General features: G+C 70.6%; 22 protein-coding genes. 12 read left to right on the forward strand and 10 right to left on the reverse strand.

Features of this window, described 5'->3' with window-relative positions; genetic code table 11:
* Positions 1–28: 28 nt before the first annotated feature.
* From hemQ to hemL, 6 genes are read left to right on the forward strand one after another with little or no spacing between them, the layout of a single operon-like run.
* Positions 29–724, forward strand: coding sequence for a hydrogen peroxide-dependent heme synthase (hemQ, locus tag HCR12_RS00345; protein WP_191412344.1), 696 nt, complete (start codon positions 29–31; stop codon positions 722–724).
* Positions 721–1896: a ferrochelatase gene (locus tag HCR12_RS00350; RefSeq protein ID WP_370589316.1), complete on the forward strand. Its 1176-nt coding sequence runs from the start codon at positions 721–723 to the stop codon at positions 1894–1896. Before hemQ ends, HCR12_RS00350 begins: the two co-directional genes overlap by 4 nt.
* Positions 1893–2810, forward strand: a complete 918-nt coding sequence (hemC, locus tag HCR12_RS00355) for a hydroxymethylbilane synthase (RefSeq protein ID WP_166868337.1) — start codon at positions 1893–1895, stop codon at positions 2808–2810. The genes HCR12_RS00350 and hemC overlap by 4 nt, the downstream gene beginning before the upstream one ends.
* Entirely contained in the window at positions 2807–3577 is a 771-nt protein-coding gene (locus HCR12_RS00360) for a uroporphyrinogen-III synthase (RefSeq protein WP_166868339.1), read from the forward strand. The genes hemC and HCR12_RS00360 overlap by 4 nt, the downstream gene beginning before the upstream one ends.
* A complete protein-coding gene (hemB, locus tag HCR12_RS00365) occupies positions 3577–4551 on the forward strand; it encodes a porphobilinogen synthase (RefSeq protein WP_166869003.1) in 975 nt (324 codons plus the stop codon). The genes HCR12_RS00360 and hemB overlap by 1 nt, the downstream gene beginning before the upstream one ends.
* The gene (gene hemL / locus HCR12_RS00370) at positions 4548–5864 is read left to right on the forward strand and encodes a glutamate-1-semialdehyde 2,1-aminomutase (protein ID WP_166868340.1); all 1317 of its coding nucleotides are present in this window, start codon (positions 4548–4550) and stop codon (positions 5862–5864) included. The genes hemB and hemL overlap by 4 nt, the downstream gene beginning before the upstream one ends.
* Here the strand turns inward: hemL and HCR12_RS00375 are convergent.
* From HCR12_RS00375 to HCR12_RS00400, 6 genes are all read right to left on the reverse strand, one after another.
* Positions 5861–6262 carry a DUF1304 domain-containing protein gene (locus HCR12_RS00375; protein ID WP_166868343.1) on the reverse strand — a complete coding sequence of 134 codons (402 nt, stop codon included), beginning with the start codon at positions 6260–6262 and terminating at the stop codon, positions 5861–5863. The genes hemL and HCR12_RS00375 overlap by 4 nt on opposite strands.
* Positions 6263–6280: 18 nt before the next feature.
* The gene (locus HCR12_RS00380; protein WP_166868345.1) at positions 6281–7264 is read right to left on the reverse strand and encodes an MDR family oxidoreductase; all 984 of its coding nucleotides are present in this window, start codon (positions 7262–7264) and stop codon (positions 6281–6283) included.
* Complete coding sequence (locus tag HCR12_RS00385; RefSeq protein ID WP_166868348.1) at positions 7261–8127, reverse strand: metal ABC transporter permease; 867 nt, start codon at positions 8125–8127, stop codon at positions 7261–7263. Before HCR12_RS00385 ends, HCR12_RS00380 begins: the two co-directional genes overlap by 4 nt.
* Positions 8124–8852, reverse strand: a complete 729-nt coding sequence (locus HCR12_RS00390) for a metal ABC transporter ATP-binding protein (protein WP_166868350.1) — start codon at positions 8850–8852, stop codon at positions 8124–8126. The genes HCR12_RS00385 and HCR12_RS00390 overlap by 4 nt, the downstream gene beginning before the upstream one ends.
* Positions 8849–9775, reverse strand: coding sequence for a metal ABC transporter substrate-binding protein (locus HCR12_RS00395; protein ID WP_166868353.1), 927 nt, complete (start codon positions 9773–9775; stop codon positions 8849–8851). The genes HCR12_RS00390 and HCR12_RS00395 overlap by 4 nt, the downstream gene beginning before the upstream one ends.
* Before the next feature lie 117 nt (positions 9776–9892).
* Entirely contained in the window at positions 9893–10918 is a 1026-nt protein-coding gene (locus HCR12_RS00400; protein WP_166868355.1) for a 6-phosphofructokinase, read from the reverse strand.
* A gap of 114 nt (positions 10919–11032) precedes the next feature.
* On the opposite strand from HCR12_RS00400, the gene HCR12_RS00405 reads away from it, so the two are divergent.
* The 3 genes from HCR12_RS00405 (at position 11033) to HCR12_RS00415 (ending at position 13002) form a co-directional block, all read left to right on the forward strand.
* A complete protein-coding gene (locus tag HCR12_RS00405) occupies positions 11033–11374 on the forward strand; it encodes a DUF4190 domain-containing protein (protein ID WP_166868357.1) in 342 nt (113 codons plus the stop codon).
* 90 nt (positions 11375–11464) lie between these two features.
* Positions 11465–12373 carry a DNA-3-methyladenine glycosylase family protein gene (locus HCR12_RS00410; RefSeq protein WP_166868358.1) on the forward strand — a complete coding sequence of 303 codons (909 nt, stop codon included), beginning with the start codon at positions 11465–11467 and terminating at the stop codon, positions 12371–12373.
* A 176-nt stretch (positions 12374–12549) separates the two neighbouring features.
* Complete coding sequence (locus HCR12_RS00415; protein WP_166868360.1) at positions 12550–13002, forward strand: thioesterase family protein; 453 nt, start codon at positions 12550–12552, stop codon at positions 13000–13002.
* A gap of 1 nt (position 13003) precedes the next feature.
* Here HCR12_RS00415 and HCR12_RS00420 read toward each other — a convergent pair whose 3' ends face one another.
* The 3 genes from HCR12_RS00420 to HCR12_RS00430 all read right to left on the reverse strand — a co-directional run bounded on the left by HCR12_RS00420 (position 13004) and on the right by HCR12_RS00430 (position 16607).
* Positions 13004–14551: a phytoene desaturase family protein gene (locus HCR12_RS00420; protein ID WP_166868362.1), complete on the reverse strand. Its 1548-nt coding sequence runs from the start codon at positions 14549–14551 to the stop codon at positions 13004–13006.
* Between the two features lie 63 nt (positions 14552–14614).
* Positions 14615–15214 carry an SDR family NAD(P)-dependent oxidoreductase gene (locus tag HCR12_RS00425; protein WP_166868364.1) on the reverse strand — a complete coding sequence of 200 codons (600 nt, stop codon included), beginning with the start codon at positions 15212–15214 and terminating at the stop codon, positions 14615–14617.
* Positions 15215–15218: 4 nt separating this feature from the next.
* Positions 15219–16607, reverse strand: a complete 1389-nt coding sequence (locus HCR12_RS00430) for a DUF6421 family protein (RefSeq protein ID WP_166868366.1) — start codon at positions 16605–16607, stop codon at positions 15219–15221.
* Positions 16608–16726: 119 nt separating this feature from the next.
* Here HCR12_RS00430 and HCR12_RS00435 point away from each other — a divergent pair, with 119 nt between their 5' ends.
* From HCR12_RS00435 to HCR12_RS00445, 3 genes are all read left to right on the forward strand, one after another.
* Positions 16727–17650 carry an AEC family transporter gene (locus tag HCR12_RS00435; RefSeq protein WP_166868368.1) on the forward strand — a complete coding sequence of 308 codons (924 nt, stop codon included), beginning with the start codon at positions 16727–16729 and terminating at the stop codon, positions 17648–17650.
* 109 nt (positions 17651–17759) lie between these two features.
* Positions 17760–18098 carry a cupin domain-containing protein gene (locus tag HCR12_RS00440; protein ID WP_166868370.1) on the forward strand — a complete coding sequence of 113 codons (339 nt, stop codon included), beginning with the start codon at positions 17760–17762 and terminating at the stop codon, positions 18096–18098.
* A gap of 41 nt (positions 18099–18139) precedes the next feature.
* The gene (locus HCR12_RS00445) at positions 18140–19486 is read left to right on the forward strand and encodes an FAD-binding oxidoreductase (protein WP_166869005.1); all 1347 of its coding nucleotides are present in this window, start codon (positions 18140–18142) and stop codon (positions 19484–19486) included.
* A gap of 67 nt (positions 19487–19553) precedes the next feature.
* On the opposite strand, the gene HCR12_RS00450 is transcribed toward HCR12_RS00445, so the two are convergent.
* Positions 19554–20420 (reverse strand): alpha/beta fold hydrolase, encoded by an 867-nt coding sequence (locus tag HCR12_RS00450; protein WP_166868372.1) that lies wholly within the window; start codon positions 20418–20420, stop codon positions 19554–19556.
* Positions 20421–20426 lie beyond the last annotated feature (6 nt).

Below are 20426 nucleotides of genomic sequence, written 5' to 3' on the forward strand. Positions count from 1 at the left end.
CCCACCCGACCGGGGGGAGGATAGGCACGTGACGAGCGAGCCCTCCTCCGTGTCCGATTCCGACCACACCGATTCCCTCGGGTTCACCCTCTGGGCTGTCTGGCGCCGCCCTGTCGGGGAGTCGCGCGCTGCCGACGTGACGGGGCTCGCTGAGGCTGTCGCAGGCGTGGAGCATGACGGCGTCGTGGTGCGCGGCTTCTACGACGTGTCGGGGCTGCGCGCCGACGCCGACCTCATGGTCTGGCTCACCGGGACGAGTGCCGAGGAGCTGCAGACTGCTCTGCGGGCGATCCGCCGGGTGCCCGCGATCGCGGCACTCGAGCCCACCTGGAACGCGCTGGGTGTGCATCGCGAGGCCGAGTTCAGCCGCTCGCACTCCCCCAGCTTCATGCGCGGACTCCCGCCGAAGAAATGGGTCACCGTCTACCCCTTCGTGCGCAGCTACGACTGGTACCTGCTGCCCGATGACGAGCGCCGCGCGATGCTCGCCGATCATGGGCGCAAGGGGTCCGAGTATCCGAGCGTGCAGGCCAACACGGTCGCGAGCTTCGCACTCGGCGACTACGAGTGGCTGCTGGCGCTCGAAGCGGATGAGGTGATCGATCTCGTCGACCTCATGCGGCACCTGCGGCAGACGGAGGCCCGCCGCCACGTGCGCGAGGAGGTGCCGTTCTTCACCGGGCGCCGCCTCGCGATCCCCGAGGTGGCGGAGGTGCTTTCGTGACGATCGCCGACGGCGAGGTGCCGGGCGTCGTGCTCGCGGCGAGTGACGCGGCCGCATCCGGGCACTGCCACGTCGAGGTTCCTGTCGCGTACGACGCGGTCGTCCTCGCCGGATTCGGGGGTCCGGAGGGCCAGGACGACGTCATCCCGTTCCTCCGCAATGTGACGCGCGGACGCGGCATCCCGGACGAGCGCCTCGAAGAGGTGGCGCACCACTACCGGCACTTCGGCGGGGTGAGCCCCATCAACCAGCACAACCGCGAGCTGAGGGCGGCTCTCGAGGCGGAGCTCGCGAGCCGCGGCATCGACCTTCCGGTGATCTGGGGCAACCGGAACTGGGACCCGTATCTCAGCGAGGCCCTGCAGGAGGCCCACGACCGCGGCTTCCGCACCGTGCTCGGGCTCGCGACGAGCGCCTACTCGAGCTTCTCCAGCTGCCGTCAGTACCGGGAGGACTTCGCGCTCGCGCTCGAGCAGACCGGGCTCATGGGCGAGCTGAAGGTCGACAAGGTGCGCCAGTTCTTCGACCACCCCGGGTTCGTCACTCCGTTCACGGAGGGCGTGCGCGAGGCGATCGCGGACTTCATGGCCCGCGGGTTCGCGATCGACGAGATCCACGTGCTCTTCTCGACGCACTCCATCCCCACCGCCGACGCCCAGCGCTCGGGTCCGCGCACGATGGACTTCGGCGACGGAGGCGCCTATGCCGCGCAGCACCGGGCGGTGGCCGAGGTCGTCATGCGCGAGGTCGGCTCCGGAGCGGCGTGGCAGCTCGTCTACCAGTCGCGATCGGGTCCGCCGACGCAGCCATGGCTCGAGCCCGACATCAACGATGCGATCGCCGAGCTGCCCGCACAGGGGGCGAAGGCTGTCGTGGTCGTTCCCCTCGGGTTCGTGAGCGACCACATGGAGGTGCTCTGGGATCTCGACACCGAGGCGATGGAGTCGTGCGAGGAGGCGGGTCTCGCCGTCATCCGCACGCCCACGCCGGGGGCGCATCCGGTCTACGTCGCCGGGCTCGCGGATCTCGTGCTCGAGCGCGTGAACGGCACGCCGAAGGCGGACCGCCCCGCGTGCACGGAACTCGGACCCTGGTTCGATGTGTGCCGTCCGGGATGCTGTGAGAATGTTCGGGCCGGGTTCAAGCCGGCTGTCGCGGGGGTGGCGCCATGAGTGCTCTGAGAATCGGAACGCGAGCGAGCGCGCTGGCGATGGCGCAGGCGGGGATCATCGCCGAGAAGCTCGGCGGCGAGCTCGTGCCGATCGAGTCGGACGGCGACCGCACGAGCGAGTCGCTCGCGCAGCTGGGCGGGACGGGTGTCTTCGCGGCCGCGCTCCGCGAGGCGCTTCTCGCCGGCGAGGTCGACGCGGTCGTCCACTCGTTCAAGGACCTTCCGACGGCGCCTCTCGACGGGCTCGTCGTCGCGGCCGTGCCGAAGCGCGCCGATGCCCGCGATGCCCTGTGCTCTGCGGGCGGCCTGCGCCTGGAAGAGCTGCCCGAGGGTGCCCGCGTGGGAACCGGCTCGCCTCGTCGGCGTGCGCAGCTGCTGTCGCGTCGCCCGGATCTCGACGTCGTCGACATCCGCGGCAACGTCGACACGCGACTCGCGCGGCTCGACGCGGAGGACGAGGAGCGTCGGCTCGACGCCGTCGTGCTCGCCGCGGCCGGGCTCGAGCGTCTGGGGCGCACCGATGCCATCGCGGAGCGTTTCGATCTGACCCCCTGGCCCACCGCACCCGGGCAGGGTGCGCTCGCGGTCGAGACCCGACGCGGCGACGAGAAGCGCGTCGCGAAGCTCGACCACCGCACCACGCGCCTCACAGCCGAGACCGAGCGCGCTGTGCTCGCGCGTCTCGACGCCGGGTGCGCAGCGCCCCTGGGCGTGACGGCGATGCTCGACGACGGGCTCCTGTTCGTCTCGGCGCGCATCTACGCGCTCGACGGTTCCGCGTCGCTCACCTCGTCGCACGCCGCATACCCGGAGGACAGCCGCGATCCGGCCGGCGAGCTCGCGCAGCGCGTGGCTGATGAGCTCTTCGCGGCGGGCGCCGCCGATCTCGCGCCCCTCGGCAGGGGGCAGGCGTGACCGACGCGAAGGCCACCAAGACGCTGACCGGCTGGCGCATCCTCGTGCCGCGCGGCGGCAAGTGGGGCGATGGTGTCGCGGCGACGGTGCGCGCGCACGGGGGCATCCCGGTGATCGCACCGCTCCTCAACTTCGCGAGCACCGAGGACCCGGTGGCGCTCGCCAACACCCTGCACGAGCTCGCCGACGGCCAGTACGCCTGGCTCGTGGTGACGAGTGCGACCACCGTGGATGTGCTCGTGAGCCAGCGGGTCGCCGTTCCGGACTCGACGCGCATCGCGGCTGTCGGCGAGACGACCGCCGCGGCGCTGCAGCTCTCCGGCTATCGCGTGGACTTCGTGCCGAGCGCCGACAACTCGGCGCGCGGGCTCGTGAAGGAATGGCCCGTCGCGGGCGAGACCGGCGGCCGCGTGCTCGTGCCGCAGTCTGATCTCGCCGAGCCGACGCTCATCGCTGGCCTGCACAAGCTGGGCTTCCAGGTGGAGTCGGTGAACGCCTACCGCACCGTGGGCGTTCCCGTCACCGACAAGGTGAAGGCGGATGCCGCCTCCGGCCGCATTCGGGCGATCCTCGTGACCTCCGGATCGGTCGCACGGCAGGTGGCCGAGCAGCTCGCACCGCTCCCGGAGGAGACGGTGATGGCGTGCATCGGTCCGCGCACGGCATTCGACACGCGTGCCGCGGGTCTGCCCGTGCACGTGATCGCCGAGGAGCGGAGCGTCGAGTCGCTGCTCGAGGGACTCGCGGAGTACGCGGAGTCGGAGTGATCCAGCCGCTGATCCGCCCCCGACGCCTGCGCCAGAGCGCGGCGTGGAGGCGGCTCGCGGCGGAGACGCGCATGGCTCCGGCGCAGCTCGTGCTGCCGATGTTCATCGCCGAGGGGGCGGATGAGGCTCGCCCGATCACGTCGATGCCGGGTGTCGTGCAGCACTCGCTCGACTCGTTCCGCGCGGAGCTGCACCGTGCCGCGTCCGCGGGCATCGGGGGAGTGATGCTGTTCGGCGTGCCCGAGTCGAAGGACGCGATCGGTTCGGGGGCGACCGACCCGGACGGCATTCTCAATGTGGCGACCCGGGTGGCAGCTTCCGAGGTGGGCGATGCGCTCGTCGTGCAGACCGACCTGTGCCTCGACGAGTTCACCGACCATGGGCACTGCGGCGTGCTCGACACCGCGGGGCGCGTCGACAACGACGCGACGCTCGAGCGCTACCGCGACATGGCACTCGCGCAGGCGGAGGCAGGCTCCCAGCTCCTCGGGCTCTCGGGGATGATGGACGGCCAGACGGCGGCCGTGCGCGACGCCCTCGACAGCGCCGGGCGCACGGATGTGCCGATCCTCGCCTACGCGGCCAAGTACGCGTCCGCTTTCTACGGTCCGTTCCGCGACGCGGTGCAGTCCTCGCTCACGGGCGACCGCCGCACGTACCAGCTCGACTCGGCCAACCGCCGCGAGGGTGTGCGCGAGGCCGATCTCGACATCGCCGAGGGTGCCGACATCGTGATGGTGAAGCCCGCGATGAGCTTCCTCGACGTGCTCGCGGATGTCGCCGCCGTCTCGCCGGTGCCCGTGTGGGCGTACCAGGTGAGCGGCGAGTACGCGATGATCGAGGCCGCCGCCCGCAACGGCTGGATCGACCGCGATCGCGCCGTCGATGAGGCGCTCGTCTCGATCGTCCGGGCGGGCGCAGACGCAGTGCTCACCTATGCCGCGCTCGACGTGGCCGAGAGGTGGTCCCGGTGACCGACGGCAACGATCTCGCCTACGACCGCGCCCGCGCGGTGTTCCCCGGGGGCGTCAACTCCCCCGTGCGCGCGTTCGGCTCGGTGGGCGGCACGCCGCGCTTCCTCGTCTCGGCGCAGGGCGCGTACGTGACGGATGTCGACGGCCGCGACTACGTCGACCTCGTCGCCTCGTGGGGTCCGGCGCTTCTCGGCCACGCGCATCCGGAGGTCGTGTCCGCGGTGCAGGAGGCGGCGGCGCGGGGGCTCTCGTTCGGGGCATCGACGCCCGCCGAGACGGAGCTCGCGGAACTCGTGCGCACCCGCCTCGGCACGGCAAGCGGCGTCGAGAAGCTGCGCCTCGTGTCGACCGGCACCGAGGCCACGATGACCGCCATCCGTCTCGCGCGCGGAGTGACGGGGCGCGACCTCGTGATCACGTTCGCGGGGCACTACCACGGCCACTCCGATGGCCTGCTGGCGGAAGCCGGCTCCGGCGTCGCGACGCAGGGACTGCCTGGTTCGGCTGGCGTGCCCGCACCGATCGCCGCGCAGACGCTCGTGCTGCCGTACAACGACATCGATGCCGTGCGCACAGCGTTCCTCGCGCACCCGGGGCGCATCGCCGCGGTCATCACCGAGGCGGCGGGTGCCAACGCGGGGGTGCTCGCGCCCCAGCCGGGGTTCAACCGGGCGCTTCGCGAGCTCACCGAGGCCGACGGGGCGCTGCTCATCCTCGATGAGGTGCTCACCGGCTTCCGTGTCTCGGCCTCCGGATGGTGGGGTCTCGAGGGCGACGTCGAGGGCTGGGCTCCCGACCTGTTCACGTTCGGCAAGGTCATCGGTGGCGGGATGCCGCTCGCCGCGCTCGGAGGGCGCTCCGCGGTCATGGATCAGCTCGCGCCGCTCGGGCCCGTCTATCAGGCAGGCACTCTCAGCGGGAACCCGCTCGCCGTGACCGCGGGCCTCACGACGCTGCGGCTGGCCGATGCGGCGGTCTACGCCCACGTCGACGCCGCGGCCGACGCCGTGGCGTCAGCCGTTGCGGACGCGCTCGCCGCGGAGGGCGTGGACCATGTGATCTCGCGTGCAGGCAGCCTGTTCTCGATCGCGTTCCGCACGGATCCGGTGCGCGACTACGCCGACGCGAAAGCGCAGGACACGTGGCGGTACCCGCCGTTCTTCCATGCGCTGCTGGATCAGGGCGTCTCAGCGCCGCCGAGCGTATTCGAGGCGTGGTTCCTCACGGCTGCGCACGATGAGGCCGCCCTCGATCGCATCCGCGAGGCGCTTCCCGCCGCGGCCCGCGCCGCGGCGCACGCGACGCCGCTCTAGACGAGATCCGCGAGCTCGATGCCGAGCAGCACGACGGCGATGAGCGGCGCGGCACCCTGCACGAGCGCAGCGCGCGCCATCCGTCCGTTCGCCGTCACCAGAACAAGCGCCGCAAGCGCCATGCACAGGCAGGTGAACATCGTCAGCACGAGACCCGCGATGCGCGGCTCCGACCACGCGAGCACGAGCCCCGCGAAGGTGCCGAGGGCGAGGAACAGGTTGTAGAACCCCTGGTTGTAGGCCATCGAGCGCAGCGTCTCGGCTTCGGCTTCCGACGTCACCCCGAAGGTGCGTCGCACGCTCGGCCGCCCCCACAGCAGGCTCTCGAGAGCCCAGATGCACACGTGGATCAGGGCCGCGAGGGCCGCGAAGATGGTGCCGACGACGAGAAGCGTCATGGGCTCAGTGTTCCACGGTCACATGGTGGGCGCTACGGACACAGCGATGCGTCCGCGGGTGTCTCCGGTGAGGATGCGGGTCGCCCAGAGCTGCACCTCTTCGAGCGGGACCGTCTCGGTGAGCGAGTCGAGCAGCCCGAGGTCGAGGTCGCGTTCCAGACGCTTCCAGACCCGCTCGCGCGTGACGAGCGGCGCCTCCACCGAGTTGACGCCCGCGAGCGTGACGCCGCGCAGGATGAACGGCAGGACCGTCGTATGCAGGTCGGTGCTCTCGACGAGACCGCACGCCGCGACCGCTCCGCCGTAGCGGGTCTGGGCGAGGAGGCTCGCGAGCGTCGTCCCGCCGACGACATCGATGGCCCCCGCCCACCGGCTCGCCTGCAGCGGCTTGCCCGTCTGCTGCAGCTCAGCGCGGTCGATCAGATCGGCGGCTCCGAGGCGCTGCAGGTAGCCGCGGTCGTCGGGGTGGCCGGTCGCCGCCACCACACGCCGGCCGGCTTCGGCCAACAGCATCACGGCGACGGAGCCGACGCCGCCCGTGGCGCCCGTGACGACGACGTCGCCGTCGGGGATGCCTGCCGCCTCGAGGGCGAGAACGGCCTGAGCGGCCGTGAAGCCCGCGGTGCCGATCGCGGCGGCGCGAGCCATGCCGAGCTTCGCCGGCACCCGCACGAGGTGCTCGGAGGGCACCCGGGCGCGCTCACTGTAACCGCCGTTGCGGGTCTCGCCGAGGCCGGCGCCGGTGAGCACGACCTCGTCGCCCGCGCTCCAGCGGGGGTCGGAGGACTCCCGCACGGTTCCGACGACGTCGATGCCGGGGATGAGCGGCGAGATGCGCGCCACTCCGCGGTCGCCGCGCAGGGCGAGGCCGTCCTTGTAGTTGAGGCTCGAGTACGCGACGTCGATGAGCACGTCGCCCTCGCCGAGCTGATCATCCGCGAGATCGACGAAGTCGACCGTCACGCCCTCATCCGAGCGGGTCATCTGCAGTGCGCGCGTCATGCCCCCACGATAGCCGCGCGTCTGCGCGGCCGACCCGTGGATCCGGTGCGTCTCAGCGGACTCACGAGCCAGACGACGGCGAACACCGCGCCCTGCACGACGACCACGAGGGGGCCGGATGCGGTGTCCCACCAGAAGCTCAGATAGATGCCCACGACCGCCGCGGCGGCCGCGATGATCGGCGCGATCACGAGCATCCGCCCGAACCGGTCGGTGAGCAGGCGCGCGGTTGCGCCCGGGATGACGAGCATCGCGACCACGAGGATGACGCCCGCGACCTGCAGGGCGACGACTGCGGTTGCCGCGAGCACCGCGAGCAGCAGAGCACGCAGGCGCCCCGGCGAGAGCCCGATCGCGAAGGCGTGCTGCGCGTCGAACGCATAGAGGGTCAGGTCGCGGCGCTTCACGATGACGGTCACGGCGACCGCGGCCGAGAGCAGCCCGATCTGCAGCAGGTCCGCATTCGAGACACCCAGCACATCGCCGAAGATGATGTGCTGCAGATCGGTCTGGCTGGGGATCACGGAGATGAGCACGAGGCCGCTGGCGAACATCGTCGTGAAGACGATGCCCATCGCCGCGTCCTCTTTCACGCGACTGCGGTCGCGGATGACGCCGATCGCCCCGACCGCCACGAAACCGGCGATGAGCGCCCCGACGGCGAACGGCAGCCCCACGATCGAGGCCACCACGACCCCCGGCAGCACGGCGTGCGAGACCGCGTCGCCCATGAGCGACCAGCCGATGAGCACGAGCCAGCACGACAGCAGCGCGCACACCGCGGCGGCGACCGTCGCGGCACCGAGCGCACGGAGCACGAAGTCGTACTGCAGCGGATCGAGCAGGAGGTCGAGAGGATTCACGGCGCCTCCTCCAATCCGAATGCGCGCGAGAGACGCTCCGGGCGGAGAGCCTCGGCGGTGGGGCCCGTGAACAGGATGCGCCGCAGCAGCAGGGCCACCTCGTCGGCGAGCTCGGGGAGCATGTGCAGATCGTGCGTCGAGACGAGCACGGCGGCGCCGTCGGAGGCGAGCTCACGCACGACCGCGGTGATGAGCGCCTCGGAGCGCTTGTCGACGCCGGTGAACGGCTCGTCGAGCAGCAGGATGCGCGCCTCCTGCGCGATCGCCCGCGCGAGGAAGGCGCGCTGGCGCTGCCCCCCGGAGAGCGCCCCGATGGGACGGTCGGCGAGCTCCGTGAGCTGCACCCGGTCGAGGGCGACGCGCACGGCCTCGCGGTCGGCGGCGCGCGGCCTCCGGGTGATGCCGAGGTGGGCGTACCGGCCCATCATGACGACCTCCGCGACCGACACCGGGAAGTCGTGGTCGACCCCGGCATCCTGCGCCACATACGCGACCATGCCGCTCGCACGCGCCGCCCGGGGTGTGCCGCCGTCGACCTGCACCGAGCCGTGCAGCGGCGCAAGCTGGCCGAGCACGGTGCGGAACAGCGTCGACTTGCCGGAGCCGTTCATGCCCACAAGGCCCGTCACCTGGCCCCACGGAACGTCGAGCGTCGCGCCGTCGAGAGCGACGACCTCGCCGTAGCTCACGTGCACATCCTCGATGCGGATGGCGGGGGTGCTCATGAGCGGCTCGTCGCCAGGGCGCCCGCGATGAGCGAGACGTCGTGTCGGATGAGGTCGAGGTAGGTGGGGACGGGGCCGTCCGGCTCCGAGAGCGAGTCGACGTACAGGACCCCGCCGAACTCCGCATCCGTCGCCTCGACGACCTGGCGCATGGCGCGGTCCGACACCGTCGATTCGCAGAACACTGCGCGCACGTCGTGCTCGTCGACCGCGTCGATGACCCGGGCGACGCGCTGCGGGGTGGCCTGTGACTCGGCGTTCACGGGCCACAGGTACAGCTCCTCGAGCCCGGCGTCGCGGGCGAGGTAGGAGAAGGCCCCCTCGCACGTGACGAGCGCGCGCTGATTCGCGGGGAGGCCATCCAGGGCGCTCACGAGCTCGTCGTGCAGGGTGCGCAGTTCGGCTGTGTAGCGCGCGCTGTTGGCGGCGAAGTCGCCCGCATGCTCGGGCACGAGCTCGGTGAGGGCCGCGGCGATGTTGGCGACGTAGGTCTCCGCGGCGACGGGGCTCATCCAGGCGTGCGGGTTGGGGGCACCAGCGTAGGCGTCCGAGGCGATGTCGATCGGCTCGATGCCCTCGGTGACGGTCACGTGCGGGGCGTCGATCCGATCGGTGAACTGCGCGAACCATGCCCCGAGCCCGAGTCCGTTGTCGAGGATGAGCTGGGCACCGGACGCGCGGCGGATGTCGCCGGGGGTCGGCGAGTAGCCGTGGATCTCGGCGCCGACCTTCGTGATCGACTCGACGCGCACATGGTCGCCCGCGACGTTGCGGGCCATGTCGGCGATGACCGTGAAGGTCGCGAGCACGAGGGGGCGGTCGTCCTCCGGTGCGGCGTCGGAGGGCGCGCAGGCCGAGAGCGAGGTCGCGAGCACGACCCCGGTGAGCAGCGCGACGACCCTGTGGCGCACATTTTTCGGCATGCCGAAAAATTAGCAGAGGCCCGGGGGAGGTGGGCAGTCTCGTGCACAGAAAACGACGAAGCCCGCGGGCTCCCGGTGGGGGAGCGCCGCGGGCTCGAGTCGTTGCAGCCGCAGGGCTCAGCCGAAGAGGATCGCCGCCTCGTCGTAGCGCGACTGCGGAACGGTCTTCAGGCGGCCGAGGGCGTCCTCGAACGGGACCGTCACGATCTGAGTGCCGCGAAGCGCCACCATCTTGCCCCACTGGCCCTCGAGGGCCAGGTCGAGCACGGCCATGCCGTAGCGCGTCGCGAGAACGCGGTCGTACGCCGTCGGCGTGCCGCCGCGCTGGATGTGGCCGAGCGTCGTCGCGCGCGTCTCGATGCCGGTGCGCTCCTCGATCTCGGGGGCGAGCATGTCGCCGATGCCGCCGAGGCGCGGGCGCCCGAACGCATCCAGTCCGCGCTCCGAGAACGCGTCATCCATCGTGTCGAGCTGGAAGCCCTCCGCGACGACGACGAGCGGCGCGCGACCACGGGCACGGGCGCTCTGCACGTGCTCGCAGATCTCCTCCATGCTCGTCTTGCGCTCGGGGATGAGGATGACGTGCGCACCCGCGGCCATGCCGGAGTGCAGGGCGATCCAGCCGACGTGGCGACCCATGACCTCGGCCACCATGCAGCGGCCGTGCGAGTCGCCCGTGGTGCGCAGGCGATCCATCGCCTCGGTCGCGATCTGCACCGCGGTGTCGAAGCCGAAGGTGTAGTCGGTGGCCGAGAGGTCGTTGTCGACCGTCTTCGGCACGCCCACGATCTGCACGCCCTCGTCGGTGAGGCGCTTCGCGGCCGCGAGGGTGCCCTCGCCGCCGATCGCGATCACGGCGTCCATGCCCGACTCGGACATGACCTCCTTGACGCGCTGCACGCCGCCGAACTCGAACGGGTTGGTGCGCGAGGAGCCGAGGATCGTGCCGCCCTGCTTCGAGATGCCCATCACCTGGGGGCGCCCGAGAGGCTGAAGATCGGCCTGGACGAGACCGCGCCAACCATCGCGGATCCCGACGAACTCGACGTCGTCGTGCTGGGTGATGCCCTTGAGCACCGTGCCGCGGATGACCGCGTTGAGGCCGGGACAGTCGCCACCGCTAGTGAGGATTCCGATTTTCACGGACTCATCATCCCCTATTTCCTGTGAAGACGGGTGCGCGGAGTATCCCTCACTCGCTAGAGTGCGGCGTGGCCGGGGATATCCTCGCCACCACCACCGCTCCGAAGGAGAATCATGACCGATCCGAACGCCACCCCCGTGGCCCCCACCGCCCCCGCCGGCGCGCCCGCCGCCGTACCCGGCAAGACGCTCGGCATCGTCGGCCTCATCCTCAGCATTGTCGCCGCGATCGTCGGCCTCATCATCAGCATCGTCGCGCTGCGCCAGTCGAAGAAGGCCGGGTACGGCAATGGCCCCGCCGTCGCGGGCATCGTCATCGGCATCTTGGGCACCATCGGATGGATCCTCTTCTGGGCCCTCATCGGCGTGGGCCTCGTGTTCGCCGCCCAGACGTGCGGCGACCTCGGTCCTGGTGAGTACGTTCTCGAGAACGGCACCGCGATCACCTGCCGCTGAGCTTCGCACTCGTGAGAGGCCGGGGCGCTCATCGCCTCGGCCTCTCGCCGTTCGGGCTGGCTGTCAGAGCGCCCAGCTAGCCTGGCCGCGATGGACCCGATCACGACCCGCTACGCGCCCGCCGCGCCGGTGTCGCTGCGTCTCGTGATCGGACACCTCGCGCAGGGACGCGGCGACCCCACCGTGCAGCGCACCCCCGAAGGCTGGTGGCTCACCATGCGGCTCGCGACGGGGGCCGCGACGCTGCTCCTGCGCGAACGCCCCGACAGCATCGAAGCGACAGCGTGGGGCGATGGCGCCGCCGAGGCGATCGACGGTGTGCCGCGACTCCTCGGGGCCCACGATGACCTCGACGGGTTCGACGCTTCCCGGCATCCGCTCATCGCCCGCCTCCATCACGAGACCCCGGGGCTCCGCCTCGGCGGCACGGGTCGCGTGCTGCCTGCCCTCGTTCCGAGCGTGCTCGGGCAGAAGGTCACCGCCATGGAGGCCAAGCGCGCGTGGCGCATCCTCGTGAGCCGCCACGGCGACCCGGCCCCGGGCCCCGCACCGCTCGGCATGCGCGTGCTGCCCACGCCCGACACCTGGAAGCGCATCCCCTCCTGGGAGTGGCATACGGCCGCCGTCGGTCCGCAGCGATCCGACACCCTCATGCGGGTGTTCGCCGTGGGCTCCGCGATCGCCCGGTGCGACCGACTGGATTCCGCGGAGAGCGCGCGCCGACTGGCCTCGATCCACGGCATCGGACGCTGGACGGTCGCCGAGACCCTGCAGCGTTCGCACGGCGATCCGGATGCCGTCAGCTACGGCGATCTGCACATCTGCAAGCGGGTGGGAACCGCCCTCATCGGAGAGCGCGTCGACGACGACGGAATGATGGAGCTGCTCGAACCGTGGCGGGGCCACCGCCAGCGGGTGGTTCGGCTCATCACGATCGCGGGCATCGACTACCAACGCCACGCCCCGCGCCTCACGATCCCCGACCACCGCGCCCGCTGAGCGCTCGGGGCGGTTGTGTCGATCGTCAACGATTGGGCGGCCCCGGCTGCGTCGATCTAACGTGGACCCTCGTGGGTCTCCTCCGTCGCTCTGCTCGTCTCGCCTGGCTCAGCCTGTGCGCCCCGAAGCTTCCTCCGCTCGGTCTCTACGACGTGTGTCATTCACCGCGTCGGGTGATGCCCGGCGATCTCGACGAGCTGCGTCACATGAACAACGGCGCGTACCTCTCCAACCTCGACCACGCCCGCGTGGAGCTCGTGGTGCGCACGGGGCTCTGGAAGCGTCTGAACGAGGCGGGCATGTATCCCGTCGTGTCGGCGCAGACGATCACCTACCGCAAGTCGCTCGAGCTGTGGCAGAAGTACACGATCGAGTCGCGTCTGCTCGGAGTCGACGACCGCTCGGTGTACGTGGAGCAGCGCTTCGTCGTCGACGGCGAGGTCTACGCGCGGGCCCACATCCAGGCGCGGTTCCTCTACCGGAAGGGCGGCACCGTCACCGTGGAGGACCTCGCGGCCGTCACCGGCGTCGATCCGGTGGCCCACCCGATCCCCGAATGGCTGCACGAGTGGGCCGCGCAGGTGCGCCTGCCCTCCACACGCCAGCCCGCCGAGAGCACCTGGGAGTAGCTCAGCCCTCGAGAACGGCCATCGCGGCGTGGAAGCCGCCGAGCCCCGACACGGCGCCGCCACGCCGCGAACCCGAACCGCACACGAGGATGCGCTCGTGCGGCGTCGCGACACCCCAGCGCTCGGCGGGAGTCGACATCTCGGCATCGTCTTCGGCGAACGGCCACGACAGTGGGCCGTGGAAGATATTGCCGCCCGACATGCGCAGGCTCTGCTCGAGGTCGCGGGTCGTGGCCGTCTCGATGCACGGGCGTCCCTCGCCATCCGTGAGCAGCACATCCGCGATCGGCTCGGCGAGCACCGAGTCGAGCGAACGGATGACGGCCGCCTGGAACTCGGCACGACGCGCGTCGAGGTCGGCGCCCTCGAGCAGACGGTCGGGCGCCTGCAGGGCGAAGATGGTGAGCGTCTGCGCGCCGGACGCTCGCAGCTCGGGGGAGAGGATGCTGGGGTCGGTGAGCGAGTGGCAGTAGCTCTCGAGCGGCACCGGCTCGGGCAGCGAACCCGCGCTCGCCGCGGCGTAGGCGGCGTCGATCTGGGTGAAGCCCTCGTTGACGTGGAAGGTGCCCGCGAACGCGGCCACCGGATCCGCGGCCGCCTCGCGCAGGCGCGGCAGACGCTTCAGCAGCAGGTTGACCTTGATCTGGGCGCCCTCTGGCCGCTCGGCCGTCTCGCCCATCAGCCGGGCGAGCTCGTAGGGGGCGACGCCCGAGAGGATCGTCTCGCCGGCGAGCCGCAGCTCCTCGTCGCCGTGGCGGTACACGACCTCGCCGTCGGGCGACACCGACGTGACCTCGGCATCCGTGACGAGCTCTGCACCCGCGTCGCGCGCGGCACGCACGAGCGCACCTGACACGGCGCCCATGCCGCCCACCGGCACATCCCAGTGCCCGGTTCCGCCGCCGATCACGTGGTACAGGAAGCAGCGGTTGGCGTCGAGGCTCTCATCGATCGACGGCGCGAACGTGCCGATGAGTCCGTCGGTGAGCACGACGCCGCGCACCAGGTCGTTCCCGAAGCGGTCGGCGATGGTGCGGCCGATGGGCGCCTCCATGAGATCCGCCCACACGCGGTCGTCGCCGACGGCGCGACGCGCTTCGGAGCGGGTGAGGAGGGGATCGGTGACGCTCGGCCAGAACGCCGACGCGAGCTTCGCGGTGTCGTCGCCGAACGCACGCCACGCATCCCAGTCGGCGGCTGCTCCGATGTCCGCAAACGAGGCGGCGGTCGCCGCAGCATCGCCCGTGTCGACGAGCAGGCCGCGATCGGTGCCCGGCAGGGGCGTGTAGGAGGAGTACCGGCGGCGGGCGAGCCGCACGTCGAGGTTCAGATCCTTGCGGATCCGCTCGGGCAGCAGGCTCACCAGGTACGAGTAGCGCGAGAGGCGCGCGTCGACCCCGGGGAAGACGGGCGTCGAGATCGCGGCGCCGCCGAGGTGCGACGAGCGCTCCAGGAGCGTCACGCTGCGCCCGGCTCCGGCCAGGTATGCGGCTGCCACGAGGGCGTTGTGGCCGCCCCCCACGATCACGATGTCGCGCCTTAGCGTCATGGGGTCACTGTACTGGTGGTGTGTCACCGGCTGGTTTCGCAGGTGCGGGCGGTGCGGGGTGCCTCAGACGACGAAGTGGGCGGAGCTCGCGACGGGGGCTGCGATCCAGCTCACGAGACGCTCGGCGAGGACCGCTGCAGGGGTGCCGTCCTCGCCGAGCGAGCGGATCGCGAGGATGCCGGTGGCACCGCCCCCCGCGTCGTCGAGTCGATCTCCGAGGTCGCGCACGAGCCGCTCGGCATCGGCTTTCGCGCGCGTGTAGGAGTTGGTTCCGTCGCCCTTGACCGCGGTGGAGCTCACGATCGCGAGCCGCCCGTCGGATGCGGTGAGCTCGGGCTCGAAGGCCTGGATGACGTTGTCGACGGTGTCGACGAGCCGAGGACGCAGCCACGCGTCTGCTTCGGGACTGTCGCCACCCCGCCATCCGCCGACGAGGTGCACGACAGCGTCGACGCGGCCGTGGCTCTCGACGACCGATCGGGCGAGCGCCTTCGCGGCGGCGAGCTCCGTGAGGTCGGCGACGCGGTGGTCGTCTGCATGCACCGACAGGAGACGCTCGGCATCGGTGCCGACGGCGATGACGGTGTCACCGCGATCCGCGAACCGAGCACAGACCGCCCGGCCCGCTTCACCCGTCGCGCCCGTCACCACCACGACCTTCACCGTGTCACCCGTTCCCGGTGATCCCTCGCGTGGATTCGATCACGGCTGTCATCTTCCTGCCCAGCGCCTCGTAGAACATCGACAGCGGGAACTCGTCATCGAGGACCGCATCCGTGAAGCCCTTCGGGGGCCCGGCGAGAACCTCGTCCGAGAGACCTCGCGCCCAGGCCGACGCGGGATGCGGCGCGAGGGTGCTGCGGATGAGCTCGTAGGCGGCGAGCCAGTGGGTGGTCTTCGGGCGGTCGATCGAGCGCCAGTACAGTTCGTTGATCGCATCCGAGAGCGCCACGACGGCAGCCGGCACGGCATCCCAGTCGAATGCGAGCTGGGTGTCGGTCCAGTGCAGAACGCCCCGCTGGTGCAGCCACGCGAAGAGAAGCTGCCCACCGAGCCCGTCGTAGTTGCGCACGCGCGAGCCGGTGAGCGGGAACCGGAACAGGCGGTCGAACAGGATCGCGTGCTGCACGTGCACGGCCCGATCGCGGGTCTGCACGTCGAACGCCTCATCGTGCGCGATGTCGACGCACTCGCGGAACGCGGTCAGATCGCAGCGCAGCTCCTCGAGCGAATACAGGAAGTACGGCATCCGCTGCTTGATCATGAACGGATCGAACGGCAGGTCGCCGCGCATGTGGGAGCGGTCGTGGATGAGGTCCCACATCACGAACACCTCCTCGGCGAGGTGCTGGTCGGCGACGAGCGTCTGCTGCGAGGGCAGCAGCTCGAGCTTCGTGATGTCGGCCGCTGCGGCCGTCACCCGACGGAAGCGCGCCGCCTCGCGGTCCTGGAAGATCGCACCCCAGGTGAAGGTGGGGATCTCGCGCATCGCGACCGTCTCCGGGAACAGCACAGCCGAGTTGGTGTCGTAGCCGGGCGTGAAGTCGATGAGCCGCAGTGAGACGAAGAGCTTGTTGCTGTAGTGCTCTTCGAGGTGGGCGATGAACTCGGGCCAGATCACTTCGACGATGAGCGCCTCGATGAGGCGATCGGGCGAGCCGTTCTGCGTGTACATCGGGAACACGACGAGGTGCCGCAGCCCGTCGACACGGTGCTCGGCGGGAGCGAACGCGACGAGCGAGTCGAGGAAGTCGGGCTCGGCGAAGCCGGACGCCACCCAGCGCTCGAAGTCCCCGGGGAGCGCCGCGAGATAGGCGGCGTCGTGCGGGAACGCCGGAGCGAGCGCGCGGACGGCGGCGACGATCGTCTGCACGTGCCCGCGTGCGGCCTCATGGTGCGCGGGGTCGGGGATCGAGCCGTCCGCGTCCTGGAGGAGCCGGATGGCCTCGGCAGCTGCCTTGAGCTGGGCCCAGGCGGTGCTCTGCTCGGCCGTGGAGGCGTCCTCGACGACCTCCGGTTCTCCGATGATGGACGTGGTGGGGCTGAGCGTGGTCATGGCGCCTCCTTTCGCCCCCGAGCCTAGGGAGAAGCGCCCAGCGGAGGTTTGTCTCGCGCGCACGTTTCGTGCGCAGACGCACGATCCGCGCACGTCTGCGCTTCGCATAGGCTCGACCCGTGGTGGGCGTGCTGATCGGCTTCGCGATCATCGCCGTCATCATCGCGACCGGCTACGTCGTGGGGCGCTTCGATCTGCTCGGCCCTGACGCCCATCGCGTGCTGTCGCGGCTCGCGTTCTTCGTGCTCTCGCCGGCGCTGCTGTTCACAGTGCTCGCCGAAGCGGATGTCGCTGTGCTCTTCTCTGTGCAGCTGCCGACGGCGTCGGTCGCGGCCATCGCGGCGATCCTCGCGTATCTCCTGATCGCGCTCGCCGTGTGGCGGCGCCCGGTGCCGGATGCGACGATCGGCGCGCTCTCGTCCGGGTACGTCAATGCGAACAACATCGGCATCCCGGTGGCGGTGTACGTGCTCGGCGATGCCACGGCATCGGCTCCCGTCATCCTGCTGCAGCTCGTGCTGCTGGCGCCGATCGCGCTCGGGGTGCTCGACGTCACGACGTCGGGCCGTGTGTCGGTCGGCCGCATCCTGAGCCAGCCGATCCGCAATCCGCTCATCATCGCGTCGCTCCTGGGGCTGCTCGTCGCCGTCTCGGGCATCGAGCTGCCGGAGCCGGTGCTCGCGCCGTTCGAGCTCGTGGGCGCTGCGGCGGTGCCCGTGATCCTCATCTCGTTCGGGATGTCGCTGCATGGCCGTCGCGTCCTGGATGCGAAGGGGCATCGCCGCGATGTCGTCGTCGCCGTCGTGCTCAAGCTCGTCTTCATGCCGCTCGTGGCGTGGGTGATGGGCGCTTTCGTCTTCCAGCTCGACGGGCACCACCTGTTCGTCGCCGTCGTGCTCGCTGCGCTCCCGACGGCGCAGAACGTCTTCACCTACGCCCAGCGCTACCGCACGGCGGAGGTCGTGGCGCGTGATGCGGTGCTGCTCACGACGCTCCTCTCGCTGCCGGTGCTCGTCATCATCGCGTGGCTTCTCGCGGCCTGAATCTCAGCTCGCTGAGTTCGCTATCGGGTGATCAGCACTAGTTATAGTTGTCTATACGACATCGGGGCCGAGTGGTTCGGCGTCCGACAGTGCTGTCCGGAAGGAACCCATGTTTTCTCCTGAACTCGTCTGGGCTGAGCCCCAGCCCCTCGCCGCCGAGCGCATCATCTCCGGCAGCCCCGTCGGCCGCATGGCATTGGGTGTCGAACACCCGTCGTGCACCTTCGGGCAGTGGGAGGGGACGCCCGGCCACTTCACCGCGATTCCGTCGCCCCGCGACGAGGTCGTCACCATCCTCAGCGGTCGGGGCCTGCTGCGTGGGCGCGACGGCAGCGAGTTCGCACTCGAGCCGGGCCTCACCTTCGTGATCCCCGCCGGATTCGATGGCGAGTGGGAGATCCACGAGACCATCCGCAAGGCCTTCGTCTTCATCGCGCCTCAGGCCTGAGCTGCACCCCCCCTCACGACCAGAACACAACGGAGTATTCAATGTCCCTTCCTGCCCTCCAGCTCGACGGCGAGTTCGTTCTCCCCACGGACGAGGCCTACGAGACCTACCGCGCGATCGAGAACATGCGCCTCGCGCGCAACCCGATCGCCATCGTCCGCCCGGCGAGCGTTGCCGACGTGCAGGCTGCGCTCGCGTACGCCCGTGAGAACGACCTGAAGATCGCCGTGCGCTCGGGTGGCCACAGCGCCGCCGGCTGGTCGAGCATCGAGGGCGGACTCCTGATCGACATGCGCTCGATGGACAGCATCGACATCGACACCGAGACCCAGACCGCCTGGATCGGCGGCGGCGTGCTCGCCGGCAACATGGTCGCCGCGGCGAGCGAAGTGGGTCTCGCCCCCGTCAGCGGTGTGCACACGACCGTCGGTCTCGCCGGCCTGCTCCTCGGCCTCGGCGAGGGCTACCTCACGGCGCGCCGCGGATACGGCGTCGACAACGTCCTCGAGCTGCAGGTCGTCACGGCCGCGGGCGAGGTCATCAACGTCTCCCCGACGTCTCACTCGGAGCTCTACTGGGGCATCCGCGGCTCCGGCGGCAACTTCGGCGTCGTCACCGCCATGAAGCTGCAGCTGCACCCCATGCCCCAGGTGGCCATCGGCGGCACCATCGCCTTTGCCGGCGACGACCGCGACGCGGCCGCTGACTACACGTGGAACCTCCTGCGGGGCGCCTCGATCGACTCGTGGCCGAGCGTCTGCTTCACTCTCGCCGACGGCGTGCCGAAGGTCGCCATCACCCCCGGCCACGTGGGCGACCTCGAGGAGGGCTACGCCGAGCTCGAGCGCATCCGCGCCATCGGCGACCCCGTCTCCGACACGACCTCCGAGCTCACCTACCGCCAGCTCCTGAACGGCGGCGGCTCGGTCAAGGAGAACACGCTGCGTCCGCGCGCCCTGTGGGCCGTGTACCGCTTCCCGTTCGACGGCGACATCGACGCCCAGAAGAAGCTCATCGCGGAGCAGCAGATGCAGCTGCTCAACAGCCCCGCGACGTACATCTCGATGTGGCGCTCGGCGATCCTCGACGAGCCCACCTACCCGTCGGTCGCTCCGCGCACCCCCGGCATCTCCGTGTTCGTGCGCACGATGTGGGATGAGGAAGCCGACGACGCCGAGAATGTCGCATGGTTCGAGCGCACCACGGCTGCGTTCGAGAACAGCGGCCTCGTCGACTACTCGGCCAACACGCTCAACCACGTCAGCCAGCTGACGAACCAGCAGCTGCGCGAGCTGCTGGGCGCCGAGAACTACGACCGCCTCGTCGAGCTGAAGCGTCAGTACGACCCGGAGAACGTGTTCTCGAACAACTTCAACATCGCTCCGTAACCCGAGCACGGCAGAAGCCGCACGAGTCGCACCCCGACACGTGCGGCTTCTGTGCGTTCGCAGCAGCTCAGAGTGCGTGCTTGTTCGCGGGAGCGGGGCGCGTCGGGCTCGTCGTAGCGGGGTGGCGCGAGAGCCAGTCGCGCAGGTGCCCGGTGAAGCGCTCCGGGTGCTCGACCGTGAGCAGGTGGGCGGCATCCGGATACCGCAGCTCCTCGACATCGGCGATGTCGTCGAGCAGCACCTGCGACGCCGTGCGCACGACCGACACGTCGTGTTCGCCGACGACGACGAGCACCGGCACCTGCACCTCGGCGAGGCGCTCGATCGCCGGCCGGGCGGGGGGCCGCGCCGAGCCGTTGAAGCCGCGGTGCTCGGCGCCCACATTGAGCTCGATCGCCCGCTGCAGGAATTCCGCATCCACCTCGTCGGTGTCGCGTGTGGGCCCCACGTCGTAGAGCTGCACCTCGAGCCGCACCACCGCATCGAAGTCGTCGGCTTCGACCGCCACATCGACGGCGTCCCAGAGCTCGAGCTCCAGCTCCGTCCACTCCGACTCGGCGGGCGCGTACCCGCTCGGACGCGAACCCACGAGCACGAGACCCGTCACGCGGTCCGGCTGCGCGAGGGCCGCATCGAGAGCGAAGCGTCCGCCGCGCGAGGCACCCACGATGACGGCGCGCTCGATCTCGGCGGCGTCGAGGACGCGGATGAGGTCGTCGGACTCAGAGAACGGGACCGCCTCGCCGGGAGATTCGCCGTACCCGCGGGTGTCGTAGCGCACGACGCGGTGGTCGGCGGACAGGTCGTCGAACTGCGGATCCCACATGGCACGGGTGGTCACGCCCGCGTGCACGAAGAGCACTGCGGGCGCATCCGCGGGACCGGCGACGTCGTAGGCGAGCGTCGCGCCCGGCACGCGCACTGTGGGGGGCACCTCGTC

The sequence above is a fragment of the Salinibacterium sp. ZJ70 genome, from assembly GCF_011751865.2.
Taxonomy (GTDB): domain Bacteria; phylum Actinomycetota; class Actinomycetes; order Actinomycetales; family Microbacteriaceae; genus Homoserinibacter.